This window comes from Pseudomonas sp. UBA7500, assembly GCF_002478435.1.
GTDB classification, from domain to species: domain Bacteria; phylum Pseudomonadota; class Gammaproteobacteria; order Pseudomonadales; family Pseudomonadaceae; genus Aquipseudomonas; species Aquipseudomonas palmensis.
The window spans coordinates 190,212-202,769 of record NZ_DLNW01000006.1; the positions used below are offsets into that span (position 1 = coordinate 190,212).

Genomic DNA, 12,558 nt, shown 5'->3' on the forward strand with positions numbered 1-12,558 from the left:
GAAGGCGGTGGCTTGAGCGCAGGTACCTCAAGTACCATCGCCCTCTGATTTGATGAGAGGGAAGTCGCTGATGATCGTCGGTATCGACCTGGGCACGACCCACAGCCTGGTGGCGGTGTGGCGCGATGGCGCCACTGAACTGGTGGCCAACGCACTCGGCCACACGCTCACCCCCAGCGTGGTGGGGCTCGACGACCAGGGCCGGGTGCTGGTCGGGCAGGCGGCTCGCGAGCGCCTGCACACCCATCCGCACCTGACCACCGCATTGTTCAAGCGCTACATGGGCAGCAATCAGCAGGTCACCCTGGGTGGGCGTGCCTACCGCCCCGAAGAACTCTCGGCACTGGTGCTCAAGAGCCTCAAGGAAGACGTCGAGCGTGCCTATGGCGAGCCGGTCACCGAGGCGGTCATCAGCGTGCCGGCCTACTTCAGCGATGCCCAGCGCAAGGCCACCCGCGTGGCCGGCGAACTGGCCGGGCTGCGCGTCGACAAACTGATCAACGAACCCACCGCCGCCGCACTCGCCTACGGCCTGCACCAGCGCGACAAGGAAACCTCGTTTCTGGTCTTCGACCTGGGCGGCGGCACCTTCGACGTGTCGATTCTGGAGCTGTTCGAAGGGGTGATGGAGGTGCGCGCCAGCGCCGGCGACAACTACCTGGGCGGTGAAGACTTCGACCAGTTGCTGCTGGAGCATTTCGTGCAGGCCCAGCAGGGCAACGACTTCCCCGGCGCGACCACGCTGCTGCAGCCGCTGCGCCGCGAGGCCGAGCGTGTACGCCGGCAGCTGGGTCAGGCCCAGCAGGCCGACTTCGTGGTGCGCGTGGAGGGCCGCGAATGGCGCCACGTGTACACCCAGGATGCACTGGCCGACCTGTTCGCACCGCTGCTGGCACGCCTGCGCACCCCCATCGAACGCGCCCTGCGCGATGCGCGCATCCGCGCCTCGGACCTGGACGAAGTGCTGCTGGTGGGCGGTACCACGCGCATGCCGCTGGTGCGCAAGCTGGCGGCCGGGCTGTTCGGGCGCTTCCCTTCGATCAGCCTCAACCCCGATGAAGTGGTGGCCCACGGCGCCGCCGTGCAGGCCGCGCTCAAGGCCCGGGATGCCGCGCTCGAAGAGGTGGTGCTGACCGACGTGTGCTCCTACACCCTGGGCATGGAAACCGTGCGCCAGGTCGGTGACCGCCACGAGAGCGGGCACTACCTGCCGATCATCGAGCGCAACAGCGTGGTGCCGGTGAGCCGGGTGCAGACGGTGTACACCGTCGACGACCAGCAGGAGCAGGTGCTGGTCAAGGTGTTCCAGGGCGAGAGCCGCCTGGTGCGCGACAACGTGCTGCTGGGCGTGCTGGAGATTCCGGTGCCACGGCGCAAGGCCGGCGAGGTGGCCCTGGACGTGCGCTTCACCTACGACATCAACGGCATTCTCGAAGCCCAGGTGAGCATCCCGCTGACCGGCGAGCAGCATGCCCTGGTGATCGAGAACAACCCCGGCGTACTCAGCCCCGAAGAGGTACGCGAACGCCTGGCGGCGCTGGCCGAGCTCAAGACCCACCCGCGTGACCAGCAACCCAACACCCTGTTGCTGGCGCGCCTGGAGCGCCTGTATCAGGAAAGCCTGGGCGAGGTACGTGAGCTGATCGGGGCCTGGGCCGCGCAGTTCCAGCGCGTGCTGGAAACCCAGGACGAGCGCCAGATCCGCGAGGTGCGCCACGAGCTCGAACAGCGCGTGAATGAACTGGGCCAGGACAGCTGGCGCTGAAGGAGCGGCAATGAGTGACGTGATCGAAGACTGCTGGAGCGTGCTGGCCCTGGCCCCGGGCGCTGATGAACGCAGTATCAGGCGCCAGTATGCGCGCCTGCTCAAGGTGCACCGCCCCGACGAGGACCCCGAGGCCTTCCAGCGCCTGCGCGAGGCCTATGAACAGGCGCTGGCGCGCAGCCGCTGGGCACACGAGGACGATGCAGCGCCAGCGCTGGAATCGGCCGATGTGCCAGCCCCGCAGGCCGCGGCGGTGCACGTCGACGTCGAACCCACACCCGCCAGGGAGCAACAGGCCCGCGCGCTGCTCGAAGGGCTGGACCCTGCGCAGCTCGACAACCTGTGGCGCCAGGCCGGTGAACTGGGGTGCGAGGCGGCCTTCGAGCAGCAGTTGCTGCAGCGCAGCCTGGATGACGAAACCCTGCGCCTGCCCATCCTGCACTGGGCGGTGCCGAGGCGTGGCTGGTTCACCCCCTGGCAGGCGGTGCCGATCGGCGCGTACCAGGGCGACGAACTGCTGGGCAGCCTCTGGCAAGCCTGCCACGCGCAGTTGCAGCACTACTTGCAGGCGGGCGACGAACAGGCGTTTTTCGCCAGCCTGCAGCACTGGGGCGGGCAGGCCTGGCTGGAGCCCTTCGACCGCCGCGAGCAGTTCCAGGCCATGCTGCTGGAGCTGCTGCACGATCACCCCGGCAGCAGCACCGCGCTGTTCGAACGCGTGTGCGGCTACTTCAACTGGAGCGACGATGACGGTGGACCCCGGCCCGCGCACCTGTGGCAGGGCCTGAACGAGCGCTGCCGTCGCGATACCTGGTTCGCCCGCCAGCAGGCCCTGGCCGAGCAGTGGCACTGGCACACCAACCCCGAGGGCAATGCGGCCTACCTGCTGCTGCGCAACCTCGAGTTCAAGCAGCAGGTGGCGCTGGCCCAGGGCTTCAGCGAGGCCGACTGGGAAGCCTGTGAGCATCTGACGCAAACCCTGCTCTACCACTACCCCGAACTGCTCGACCAGGTGCCGCACCGCGACCTGTACTTCTGGCGCAGGCTGGCGCCGCGCCCGCTGCACCCGCGCAGCTACCTGCGGGTGATGAGCTGCATGGTGCTGGTGATCGTGCTGTGGCTGGCGGGGCCGGATTTCTTCGCGCACCCCTCCAATGTACTGATTGCCGCCGTGGTGGGCTCGCTGCTGACGGTGCAACTGTCGGCGGTGTTCATGCGTTTCTGGCTGTGGACCGCGCCGAACCTGCTGGCGCTGGACCTGCGCCTGAGCGAATGGCTGATCCCGCGTCGGTTCAACCCCGATGGCGAGCGTCTGCTGCTGCGCCATGGCGTGCCGCGCCTGCTGCTGGCACTGCCGATCTACCCGATGCTGGCCGGTACCCACCCGTGGACCGGTATCGTCGCGCTGACGGGCTACTTCGCTGTCGGGCTGCTTGGCCTGTTGCCGTATCAGCCACCACAGGAAGGCGGCCCGGCGTGGCGCCAGCCGTGGGTGACGCTGCACCGGCTCTACGAATTCAACCTGGCCCAGGCCGCGGTGCTGCTGGTAACGGTGGGCGTGGTGGCGTGGTGGCAGGTTCACCCACCAGGAGTAATTTCATGAGTTTGCCTGAAGCTTTCGACACCGCGCTGTGCCTGAACGGGCCGCGCCTGCAACTGCGGCCCATGCAGGCCCGCGATGCCGAGCAGTGGCTGGGGATCATGGCCGACCCCGAGGTGATGCGTTACTGGCACCACGGGCCGTGGCAGACCCTGGACGAAGCCGAAGTGGCCTTGCTGGCCGACCGCGCCGCCTACCTGGCCGGGCGCAGCCTCAAGCTGGGTATCTACCCACAGGGCAGCGACCTGCTGCTGGGCATGTGCCAGTTCTTCAACATCGACGCCGAGTCGCGCCGCGGCGAAATCGGCTACTGCCTGGCCAGCAGCGCCCAGGGCCAGGGCTACATGGGCGAGGCGCTGGAGCTGTTCGTCGAGTACCTTGCCATCGGCCTGAACATGCGCCGCCTCGAGGCCGAGATCGACCCGCGCAACGGTGCCTCGGCGCGCACCCTCGAACGCATGGGCTTCGAGCGTGAAGGGCTGCTGCGCGAGCGTTGGTGCATCGCCGGCGAGGTGTCGGATTCGGCGTTGTACGGGCTGCTGCTCGAATCGGCCTGAATGACTTGGACAGCGGGGCAGGCGATGGGCTATCGTCGCGCCCCGCTTCCCACCCGGCTGAATGGACTTACTGGTGCGCTTCGATTTCCGCTTGCTGAGCCTGCTGCTGTACCTCGCCTGCCTGTACCCGGAGGCCTGCGCCTGGGGGCACGATTCGGTGCTGCGCGGCATGCACGCGCTGTCGATGGGCTGGCTGGCCGGCGGCCTGTGGTTCGCCAACCCGCTGCTGCTGGGCGCCTTCGCAACCCACCGCAAAGACCCCAAAACCGCTTACCGCCTGGGCTGGTGCGCACTGCTGCTGGCGGGCTCGGCCCTGGCGCTGGGCTGGACCGACTGGTCGCCGATCCCGCCGGCGCCCCACGGCGGGCCTGACGTGCGCACCGGCTACTACCTGTGGCTGGCTTCGATGCTGGCGTTCGTGATCGGCCAGCACCGCTACCGGCGCCAGCCCAGGCTTACCCAGCCAGCGCTGGGCTGGCTGCACTGGGTGCTGGTGGCGGGTATCGTGCTGACCATTCCACTGTCGTTCGTCAAGGCCACCGTCGCGCCGGCGCGACCGGTCTACATGAACCTCGGCGAGCCGCCAGCGGCCTGCGACGACTGCGAACTCGGGGTCAACTAGATGCTGGCACTGTTCAAGCGGCATTACGTGGTACTGAGCCTGGCGCTGTACCTGGGCAGCCTGTTTCTGGATGCCGTGCCGGTCAGCGAGGTGACCATGCGCGGCATGCATGTGCTGACCCTCGGCTGGCTGGGTGGCAGCGCCTGGTGGGCCAACCCGCTGCTGTGCCTGGCACTGATGCTGCGGCGCAACCGGCCGCTGCTATCGCTGTTGGCGGCGGTCGCGGCGCTGGTGCTGGCGGCGCAGTGGCTGCCAGTGATCGGCTGGGGCGACAGCGCGCTGGTGCCGCGCAAGGCCAATGGCCAGGCCAACCTGCTCGGCGCCTACTACCTGTGGTTGCTGGCGTTGGCGGCATACGTGGCCGGCCAGTTTCTCAACCGCCGGCAGGCGCCGGGCGGGCCGGGCCAGGGCTGGCTGGCCTGGGTGCTGGTGGCGGCGATCTATGCCACGGCGGCGTTCTCGTTCAGCGTGGGCAGCGGCGCCAATGTCACGCCCCCGGCCCCGGCAATACCCTCCAATTCCATCTGACCTGCGGACACTCCTGTGAAACGTCATTACCTCACGCTCAGCCTGGTGCTGTACGTGGCCTGCCTGTATTTCAATGCCTACTACACCGACAACGGTGCCCACATGAGTTCGGTATGGTTGCTGGTGTACGGGCTGTGGGGCATCCCGTTCCAGATCTATGGCTGGTTTGCCAACCCGGTCTTCGGCCTGGCGCTGCTGGCCCATCGCTGGTGGCCGCGGGTGGGGTTGGGCCTGTCGGTGCTGGCGCTGCTGCTGGGGCTGTCGTTCCTGGTGGTGAGCACGGTGCCGGATAACACGCCGCAGTCCTATGATTTTGTGCAACTCACCGCGCTGGGCGTGGGGTACTACCTGTGGATCGGCGCCTTCGTACTGATGACCCTGGGGCAGGCGCTGCACTGTCGTGACCGGCGCGAGGTGCGCCAGGTGCCGCGTCTGCGCGTTGTCGACTGGCTGCTGTTGCTGGTGGTGCTGGGGGTGATCCTGTTCAATGCGTTCCCCCAGCACGGCTACGTGTTCGAGCGCACCCACCCCTGGTGAGCCCTCAACGGTTGGCGCGGGTGCCCCATTGCACCACCAGCATGCCGACGATGATCAGCGCCACCCCGGCGATGCGCAGGCCGTTGACCGGGCGCGATGGCAGGCCCATCAGCCCCCACTGGTCGATGATCAGCGACGAGAGTACCTGGCCGGCGATCACGCACACGATGAAGCCGGCCGCGCCCAGGCGCGGGGTGAGGATCAGCGCCGCGGTGATGTAGGCCACCCCGGCCACGCCACCCAGCCACGCCCACCACGGCGCCTGGCCGAGGTTGGCCAGTTGCGGCAGCGGTGCGCGCATCAGCAGCAGGGCCGGCAGCACCATCAGCACGCTCACCGCCAGCGAGATCAGCGTGGCCCACAGCGGGTGCCCGAGCAGGCGCCCGAGCGCGGCGTTGGCGCCGGCCTGGAACGGCACGGCGGCACCGGCCAGCAGGGCGACAAGCAGCGGTATGGCGACAGCGAGGTTGAGGTTCATGGTGGTTTCCTTCTGGCTATGGAGGGCTTGGTACAGTCTTGGTTATCTGTTTCACTGATGGAAATTCGAATTGTGCACAGGGGCTATTCGCCACATGGATGATCTGCGCCGTATCGACCTCAACCTGCTGCTGACCCTGCATGCGCTGCTGGCCGAGCAGCACGTCTCGCGCGCGGCCTTGCGCCTGCACCGCAGCCAGCCGGCGGTGAGCCATGCGCTGGCGCAGTTGCGCGAGATCTTCCAGGACCCGCTGCTGGTGCGCCGTGCGGGCCGCCTGCAGCCCACGTTGCGTGCGCTGGAACTGGCGGCGCCGTTGCAGGATGCCCTGCAGCAACTGGATGCGCTGCTGGGCAGCCTCGGTTTCGAGCCGGCGCGGGCGCGGCGCAGCTTTCGCCTGGCGATGTCGGACTATGGCGCGCGGGTGGTGCTGCCGGGCCTGATGCGCTGCCTGCGCGAGACCGCACCGGGCATCGACCTGGTGGTCAGCCAGGGCAGCCGCGAGGCGATGCTCGGCCAGTTGCTCGATGGCGAGGTGGACCTGGCGCTGGGCGTATTCCCCACCCTGGCCGAGCCGTTGCAGGCCGCCACGCTGTTCGAGGAGGGGTTCGTGTGTGTGGCCGACCGCGCCACGCTGCCGGCCCGTGGCGGGCTGACATTGCCCGCCTGGCTGGCGCGCCCCCATGTGCTGGTGGCGATGCGGCCCGGGGCCGACAACGAGATCGACCAGGCCCTGGCGGCGCTGGGGCAGCAGCGCCGGGTGGTGCTGGCGTTGCCGCACTGGGCGGCGGCCAGCGACGTGCTGGTGGGTACCGACCTGGTGCTGACCGTGGCGCGGCGCAGCGTGCAGAACCTCAAGGCGCAGCGTGGGTTGCGCTGTTTCGAGCCGCCGCTGGCGATTCGCGCGTTCGCCTTTCAGCAGGTGTGGCACGAGCGACGCAAAAAGGAAGCGGCGCACCATTGGTTGCGCGAGCAGGTCATGCGAGCCTGTGCGCCCTAGGCAGTCAGAACAGGAGAGGCAAGCCATGAGTATCAAGCGGATGATGGGGGTTGCGGTGCTGTCGCTGGCGGCAGTTGCGCCGCTGGCGCAGGCGCAGGACAAGACTTCGGCGGCCTACAAGGCCTGCATGGACACCGCGAACACCACGGTGAGCATGAACGAATGCAACAACGCCGAGATCGCCCGCCAGGACAAACGCCTGAACCAGGTCTACAAGAAGGCCATGGCCGCGTTTGGGCCGGTGCAGCAGGGCAAGCTCCGGGATGCGCAGCGGGCGTGGATCAAGTACATCGACAGCAACTGCGATTTCTACTTCACGCAGACCGGCGGCACCATGGATATCCTCAATGGCGGTGGCTGCCGCCTGCGCATGACCTCCGAACGCGCGGATGAGCTGGAGGCATTGCAGGCGCCTTGAACGCCCTTCGCGGGCAATGGCACGCGCTCGATGACAGGCGCGCGCCTTGCTGGCGAAGGTCGCGCCGCAACCCTCAGCGCAGAAACGGCAGCAGGTGCCCGACAAACGCCTCGGGCGCCTCTTCGGTCACAAAGTGCCCGCAGCCCTCGATGATCGCGCCCTGCAACGTGGTGGCGCGCTCCTCCAGGGTTACCCGTGGCGCTTCATTGGTTGCCAGTTGCGCCCCGATCGCCAGCACCGGCATGCCCAGTGGCACCTGCCCGCGCTGCTGGTTCTGGCGAATCGTTTCGGGTATCGCGCGGTAGTAGGCAAACCCGCCACGCAAGCCCCCCGGCGCCGAATACGCCTGCACATAGGTATCCACCGCCACCCGATCCAGGCGCACAGCCCATTTCTCGAACATGAACCTCAGGTACTGCGCTTCGCGCCCGGTAATCAGCGCCTCGGGCAGGTCCTGCAACTGGTTGAACATGAAGTGCCACAGGAAGATGTTCTGCTCCGGCGGCGCGAAGATCGACGGCGCCGGCGCCAGGCCCGGAATCACCGCTTCGCTCAGGCACAGCCGGTTCACCACCCCCGGAAAATCGCTGGCCAGGGCATACCCCACCCACATGCCCACATCGTGGCCCACCACGGCATAGCGTTCGTGCCCCAGTTGCCCCATCAGCGCGTGCAGGCGGGCGGCGCAGGTGCCGGTGTCGTAGCCGTCCAGCGGCTTGTCGGAAAGCCCCATGCCGGGAAGGTCCACGGCAATCGCCTGGTAACCGTTGTCGGCCAGGGCCGCCATGACGTGCCGCCAGGTGTACCAGGTCTGTGGCCAGCCGGGGATCAGCAGTACCGGTGCCCCTTCGCCCTGGGTGACGTAGTGCAGGCGCAGGCCGTGCACATGGGCGTAATGGTGAGAATGCGTGCTCATCGTTGCAGCTCCCCGACAGGGTTGCCTTCAAGGCCGAGCATCCTGGCGATGACCGCCGGCGCCACCGGGGTACCGGCGAAGTCGTCGAACACCGTGTCGGTGACCTGGATGATGTGCCGGTTGATGAACGCCACCCCTTCACGTGCCCCATCGTGCTGGTTTTTCAGGCAGCACTCCCACTCCAGCGTGGCCCAGCCGCTGTAGTCGTATTCGGCCAGCTTGCTGAAAATGCCCTTGAAGTCGACCTGCCCGTCCCCCAGCGAACGGAAGCGTGCGGCGCGCTTGAGCCAGGGTTGATAACCGCCGAACAGGCCCTGCTTGCCGGTGGGCAGGAACTCGGCGTCCTTGACGTGGAACATGCGGATGTAGTCCCGGTAGTGGTCGATGAACGCCAGGTAGTCGAGTTGCTGCAGGATCAGGTGGCTGGGATCGAACAGCATCTTGCAGCGCGGGTGGTGGCCGACGTGTTCGAGAAACAGCTCGAAGCTTGCGCCGTCGTGCAGGTCTTCGGCGGGGTGAATTTCGAAGCACAGGTTGATGCCCTGTTCGGCGCAGGTATCGAGCACCGGCAGCCAGCGCCTGGCCAACTCGGCGAAGGCTGTTTCAACAAGGCCGTCGGGGCGTTGCGGGAAGGGAAAGACGTACGGCCATGCCAGTGCACCGGAAAAAGTCCCCATGTCGCTCAGGCCCAGGCGCCGCGACGCGATGGCCGCGCAGGTGAGCTGGTGCACCGCCCAGGCACTGCGGGCAGCCGGGTCGCCCTGCAGGTGGGCCGGTGCAAAACTGTCGCACAAGGCGTCGTATGCCGGGTGTACCGCCACCAGCTGGCCAAAGAGATGCGTGGTCAGCTCACTGATCACCAGCCCGTGTTCGGCCAGCATGGCAGTGATGTCGTCGCAGTAGGCCTGGCTGCTTGCGGCGAGCTCGACATCGAACAGACGCTTGTCCCAGGCCGGTATCTGCAACGCCTTGAAGCCCATGTGCGCAGCCCACCGGGCGATGTTGGGCAGTGAGTCGAACGGTGGCTGGTCGGCACTGAATTGCGCCAGATGCAGGCTGGGGCCTTTCAACGTGATCATGTGGAACTCCTATTGTTTGTTGATCGACAAACAATAAGGATGCAGCCTGCGCGTCGTCAAGTATTCTTTGTCTTTCGACAAACAATTACGGATAATGCCGCCTTCATTCCTGGTTGGAGACTATCGAGATGGCAGGCCGACCACGCCAGTTCGACCGTGAAGCCGCGTTGCGCACCGCCCGGGATGTGTTCTGGGCACGAGGGTTCGAAGCCACGTCCATGAGCGACCTGGTAGCTGCGCTGGGTATCGCTTCGGCGCGCATCTATGCCGCGTTCGGCTCCAAGGAGCGCTTGTTCAAAGAGGCCATCGAGCTGTATGAGCGCGAAGAGGGCGCATTTTCGACCCAGGCGCTGAGCGAGCAACCCACGGCCTACCAGGCCATCGAGCGGCTGTTGCTCGATGCCGTCGACCTGTACACCCGCCCAGCGGGCCCACTGGGCTGCATGGTGGTGTCGGCAGCCACCAACTGCTCGGCCGACAATGACGCCGTGCGTGAATGGCTGGCCGACCACCGCCGCGAAAAAACCTTGTCGATCATTCAGCGCTTGCAGCAGGCGGCCGAGGCGGGCGAGTTGAAACCCGAGGTCGATGTGCAATCGCTGGGCGATTTTTTTGCCACGCTGCTGCATGGGTTGTCGGTGCAGGCCCGCGACGGGATCGCACGTGAGCGCCTGCTCAAGGCGGTGGCGCCGGCCATGCAGATGCTGGCCCTGGCTACCGGTGGGCATGGACCATCGGCCGCCGATCAAATACCCTGACACCGTCATTTCCCAACCCCGTACCGACCATGATTGCCCACTTCGCGATTTTTCTCTGCACCCTGGTCGCCATGGAAGGTGTCGGTTATCTGGCGCACAGGTACGTGATGCACGGCTGGGGCTGGTTTCTGCATCGCTCGCACCACGAACCGCACCTGGGCACGCTGGAAACCAACGATATCTACCTGCTGATCCTGGCCCTGGCCGCGATCACCCTGATCGTGCTGGGCAATGCCGGCCACGACCCGTTGCAGTGGGTGGGCGCCGGGGTGGCGGGGTTCGGGCTGATCTACGTGTTGGTGCACGACGGCATCGTGCACCGCCACTGGCCCGCGCGCCCCAGGCCGCGCCACCCCTATCTGCGTCGGCTGTACCACGCACACCTGATGCACCACGCGGTGAAGGGGCGCAGGCACAGCGTGTCGTTCGGCTTCCTCTACGCACCGCCCCTGCATGTGCTCAGGCAGCAGCTGCGCGAGCGCCGTGTCAGGCCGGCTCGCTCAGCGCCGGGGCCTTGCTCGGCGGCTTTATCGAGCCAATGTACACCGCCAGCACCGTCACCAGCGCCCCGGTGATCTGCATGGCCGAACTGGCCTTGTCCAGAAACGCCACGTCGATGAAGTAGGTGATCACCGGCTCCAGCAGCAGGATCAGCCCTGCCAGCCCGAGGCTGATGGCACCAATCGAGCGGTTGACCAGCAACCAGCCAACGAACTGCACCAGCACGCCATAGATCACCAGCATGTAGAAGGTCTGCTGGTCGGCGATGGCCAGGCTCTCGCCCCGCAACAGCGCGTACCCCAGCATCACCCCGGCCGCCCACAGGCTCAGGTGCAGCATCTGCGCGATCTTGTCGCCGCCGCCCTGGGGCAGTTGGGTGGTGACTTTCAGGTAGTACACGCACACGGCATAGGCCAGCCCCGACAGCACGCCATAGACCACGCCCTGGATACCCAGCGCGCTGCCCATCTCCGGCAGCAGCAACAGGTACAGGCCGACGAAGGCCAGGCTGATCGAGGCGACGAAATACAGCGACGGTTTCTCTTTGAGCAGGCACAGCCCGAGCAAGGTCATGAAGAACACCTGGCAGTTGGTCAGGATCGAGCCGATGCCCGGCCCGACGATGTAGATGCTGTGGTGCCACAGGATCAGGTCGATGGCCAGGAACACGCCGGCCAGGGCGGTGTAGCGTCGAGCCCTGGGGTGGGCCAGGCGAGCAGGTTGCCTTCTCACCCGCAGCAGCAGGTAGAACAGCACCGAGGCGATCAGCATCCGGTAGAAACCCGCGCCCCCGGCGCCGATATGGGCGAAGGCCACCGCCAGCGCCGACAGGCTGAGCATCAGCCCGCCCAGTGTCAGCTCGACGATGGCCCGGTTGCTGGAGAGGGTGACCCCGTTGGATGACTGCATGGTTTTCTCTGGTCTGTTGCGAAGAAGTCGGGCAAATTTATCCACCCGCCTTGCGCGCGTATTGCACAAAACTGGACAGGCCATGGAGCAACAGGACTTCTCGCGCTTCTGGCGCGTCCCCGAAGGAGGCTGTGAATTGCTGGCGGCGCGCTACAGCGCACGGGCCTTCGGCCGTCATTCCCATGAGCGCTACGCGGTGGGGGTGATCGGCGCGGGCGTGGAGAAGCTCTTCTACCGTGGCACCCAGCACCTGGGCACCGCCGGCAGCATCGTCACCCTGACCCCGGGCGAGATGCACGACGGCGTGCCGGGCAGCGCCGAGGGTTGGAGCTACCGCATGCTCTACCTCGACCCGCAGTGGCTCAACCGTGCGGTATTCGAGGGGCGTTTCGGCGACGGGCATATCCACCTGTTCCAGCAGGCGCTGACCCACGACATGGGCTTTGCCCAGGCCTTCCTGCACCAGCATCAGGTTATCGAGCAGTCGTGTTCGAGCCTTGAGCGCGAGAGCGTGCTGCTGCACCTGGTCAGCCAGCTGTTCGAGCGGTGCGGCGGGCCGCAGCCCCGGGCGGTGGCCGACGAACGCGAAGTGGTGCGACGGGTGCGGCAGATGCTCGACGAGCAGTACGCGCAGAACATCGCGCTGAACGACCTGGCGCAGTGGGTGGGGCTCGATCCGCTGTACCTGATACGGGTGTTCAAGAAGAGCGTGGGCGTATCGCCGCACAGCTATCAGATCCAGACGCGGGTGGCGCGGGTGCAGCAGTTGCTGCGCAGTGGCGTGGGCATCGCCGAGGCGTCGCTGCGTTGCGGGTTCTTCGACCAGAGCCACATGACCCGGGCCTTCAAGAAAGTGGTCGGCATCACCCCGGGCTGCTTCCAGCGCGGCTGAC

Annotated in this window: 15 protein-coding genes; 11 read left to right on the forward strand and 4 right to left on the reverse strand. The window is 66.8% G+C overall.

Going from position 1 to position 12,558, the window contains the following annotated elements; all coding sequences use genetic code 11:
* Positions 1-70: 70 nt before the first annotated feature.
* The 6 genes from B4I46_RS05780 to B4I46_RS05805 all read left to right on the forward strand — a co-directional run bounded on the left by B4I46_RS05780 (position 71) and on the right by B4I46_RS05805 (position 5,609).
* Positions 71-1,765 carry a molecular chaperone HscC gene (locus B4I46_RS05780; RefSeq protein ID WP_286899002.1) on the forward strand — a complete coding sequence of 565 codons (1,695 nt, stop codon included), beginning with the start codon at positions 71-73 and terminating at the stop codon, positions 1,763-1,765.
* A gap of 10 nt (positions 1,766-1,775) precedes the next feature.
* The gene (locus B4I46_RS05785; protein ID WP_052504323.1) at positions 1,776-3,368 is read left to right on the forward strand and encodes a J domain-containing protein; all 1,593 of its coding nucleotides are present in this window, start codon (positions 1,776-1,778) and stop codon (positions 3,366-3,368) included.
* Positions 3,365-3,922, forward strand: a complete 558-nt coding sequence (locus B4I46_RS05790) for a GNAT family N-acetyltransferase (RefSeq protein WP_043864414.1) — start codon at positions 3,365-3,367, stop codon at positions 3,920-3,922. The genes B4I46_RS05785 and B4I46_RS05790 overlap by 4 nt, the downstream gene beginning before the upstream one ends.
* Positions 3,923-3,995: 73 nt before the next feature.
* The gene (locus B4I46_RS05795) at positions 3,996-4,544 is read left to right on the forward strand and encodes a hypothetical protein (protein ID WP_054916297.1); all 549 of its coding nucleotides are present in this window, start codon (positions 3,996-3,998) and stop codon (positions 4,542-4,544) included.
* Positions 4,545-5,072: a hypothetical protein gene (locus tag B4I46_RS05800; RefSeq protein ID WP_078479916.1), complete on the forward strand. Its 528-nt coding sequence runs from the start codon at positions 4,545-4,547 to the stop codon at positions 5,070-5,072. It begins immediately after the preceding gene.
* Positions 5,073-5,087: 15 nt separating this feature from the next.
* Positions 5,088-5,609 carry a hypothetical protein gene (locus tag B4I46_RS05805; protein WP_043864417.1) on the forward strand — a complete coding sequence of 174 codons (522 nt, stop codon included), beginning with the start codon at positions 5,088-5,090 and terminating at the stop codon, positions 5,607-5,609.
* A gap of 4 nt (positions 5,610-5,613) precedes the next feature.
* On the opposite strand, the gene B4I46_RS05810 is transcribed toward B4I46_RS05805, so the two are convergent.
* The gene (locus tag B4I46_RS05810) at positions 5,614-6,087 is read right to left on the reverse strand and encodes a DMT family transporter (RefSeq protein WP_054916300.1); all 474 of its coding nucleotides are present in this window, start codon (positions 6,085-6,087) and stop codon (positions 5,614-5,616) included.
* 94 nt (positions 6,088-6,181) lie between these two features.
* Here B4I46_RS05810 and B4I46_RS05815 point away from each other — a divergent pair, with 94 nt between their 5' ends.
* On the forward strand, positions 6,182-7,084 hold the full coding sequence (locus B4I46_RS05815) for a LysR family transcriptional regulator (RefSeq protein WP_286899005.1): 903 nt from the start codon (positions 6,182-6,184) through the stop codon (positions 7,082-7,084).
* Positions 7,085-7,109: 25 nt separating this feature from the next.
* Entirely contained in the window at positions 7,110-7,502 is a 393-nt protein-coding gene (locus B4I46_RS05820; protein WP_054916302.1) for a lysozyme inhibitor LprI family protein, read from the forward strand.
* A 73-nt stretch (positions 7,503-7,575) separates the two neighbouring features.
* On the opposite strand, the gene B4I46_RS05825 is transcribed toward B4I46_RS05820, so the two are convergent.
* Both B4I46_RS05825 and B4I46_RS05830 read right to left on the reverse strand, forming a co-directional pair.
* Positions 7,576-8,418, reverse strand: coding sequence for an alpha/beta fold hydrolase (locus B4I46_RS05825; protein ID WP_286899007.1), 843 nt, complete (start codon positions 8,416-8,418; stop codon positions 7,576-7,578).
* Positions 8,415-9,497 carry a sugar phosphate isomerase/epimerase family protein gene (locus tag B4I46_RS05830; RefSeq protein ID WP_196932714.1) on the reverse strand — a complete coding sequence of 361 codons (1,083 nt, stop codon included), beginning with the start codon at positions 9,495-9,497 and terminating at the stop codon, positions 8,415-8,417. Before B4I46_RS05830 ends, B4I46_RS05825 begins: the two co-directional genes overlap by 4 nt.
* A gap of 128 nt (positions 9,498-9,625) precedes the next feature.
* On the opposite strand from B4I46_RS05830, the gene B4I46_RS05835 reads away from it, so the two are divergent.
* Both B4I46_RS05835 and B4I46_RS05840 read left to right on the forward strand, forming a co-directional pair.
* Positions 9,626-10,255: a TetR/AcrR family transcriptional regulator gene (locus B4I46_RS05835; protein WP_043864423.1), complete on the forward strand. Its 630-nt coding sequence runs from the start codon at positions 9,626-9,628 to the stop codon at positions 10,253-10,255.
* Positions 10,256-10,284: 29 nt separating this feature from the next.
* On the forward strand, positions 10,285-10,830 hold the full coding sequence (locus B4I46_RS05840; RefSeq protein WP_054916305.1) for a sterol desaturase family protein: 546 nt from the start codon (positions 10,285-10,287) through the stop codon (positions 10,828-10,830).
* Here B4I46_RS05840 and B4I46_RS05845 read toward each other — a convergent pair.
* A complete protein-coding gene (locus B4I46_RS05845; RefSeq protein ID WP_054916306.1) occupies positions 10,742-11,665 on the reverse strand; it encodes a DMT family transporter in 924 nt (307 codons plus the stop codon). The genes B4I46_RS05840 and B4I46_RS05845 overlap by 89 nt on opposite strands.
* A gap of 82 nt (positions 11,666-11,747) precedes the next feature.
* Between B4I46_RS05845 and B4I46_RS05850 the strand changes: the two genes are divergently transcribed.
* Positions 11,748-12,557, forward strand: coding sequence for an AraC family transcriptional regulator (locus B4I46_RS05850; RefSeq protein ID WP_058541391.1), 810 nt, complete (start codon positions 11,748-11,750; stop codon positions 12,555-12,557).
* Position 12,558 lies beyond the last annotated feature (1 nt).

Bases quoted from the DNA above. Each gene is read 5' to 3' on its own strand.
- B4I46_RS05800 (WP_078479916.1), top strand. From the start codon at position 4,545: ATGCTGGCACTGTTCAAGCGGCATTACGTGGTACTGAGCCTGGCGCTG.
- B4I46_RS05815 (WP_286899005.1), top strand. From the start codon at position 6,182: ATGGATGATCTGCGCCGTATCGACCTCAACCTGCTGCTGACCCTGCAT.
- B4I46_RS05830 (WP_196932714.1), bottom strand. From the start codon at position 9,497: ATGATCACGTTGAAAGGCCCCAGCCTGCATCTGGCGCAATTCAGTGCC.
- B4I46_RS05785 (WP_052504323.1), top strand. From the start codon at position 1,776: ATGAGTGACGTGATCGAAGACTGCTGGAGCGTGCTGGCCCTGGCCCCG.
- B4I46_RS05780 (WP_286899002.1), top strand. From the start codon at position 71: ATGATCGTCGGTATCGACCTGGGCACGACCCACAGCCTGGTGGCGGTG.
- B4I46_RS05850 (WP_058541391.1), top strand. From the start codon at position 11,748: ATGGAGCAACAGGACTTCTCGCGCTTCTGGCGCGTCCCCGAAGGAGGC.
- B4I46_RS05820 (WP_054916302.1), top strand. From the start codon at position 7,110: ATGAGTATCAAGCGGATGATGGGGGTTGCGGTGCTGTCGCTGGCGGCA.
- B4I46_RS05810 (WP_054916300.1), bottom strand. From the start codon at position 6,087: ATGAACCTCAACCTCGCTGTCGCCATACCGCTGCTTGTCGCCCTGCTG.
- B4I46_RS05845 (WP_054916306.1), bottom strand. From the start codon at position 11,665: ATGCAGTCATCCAACGGGGTCACCCTCTCCAGCAACCGGGCCATCGTC.
- B4I46_RS05825 (WP_286899007.1), bottom strand. From the start codon at position 8,418: ATGAGCACGCATTCTCACCATTACGCCCATGTGCACGGCCTGCGCCTG.
- B4I46_RS05790 (WP_043864414.1), top strand. From the start codon at position 3,365: ATGAGTTTGCCTGAAGCTTTCGACACCGCGCTGTGCCTGAACGGGCCG.
- B4I46_RS05835 (WP_043864423.1), top strand. From the start codon at position 9,626: ATGGCAGGCCGACCACGCCAGTTCGACCGTGAAGCCGCGTTGCGCACC.
- B4I46_RS05840 (WP_054916305.1), top strand. From the start codon at position 10,285: ATGATTGCCCACTTCGCGATTTTTCTCTGCACCCTGGTCGCCATGGAA.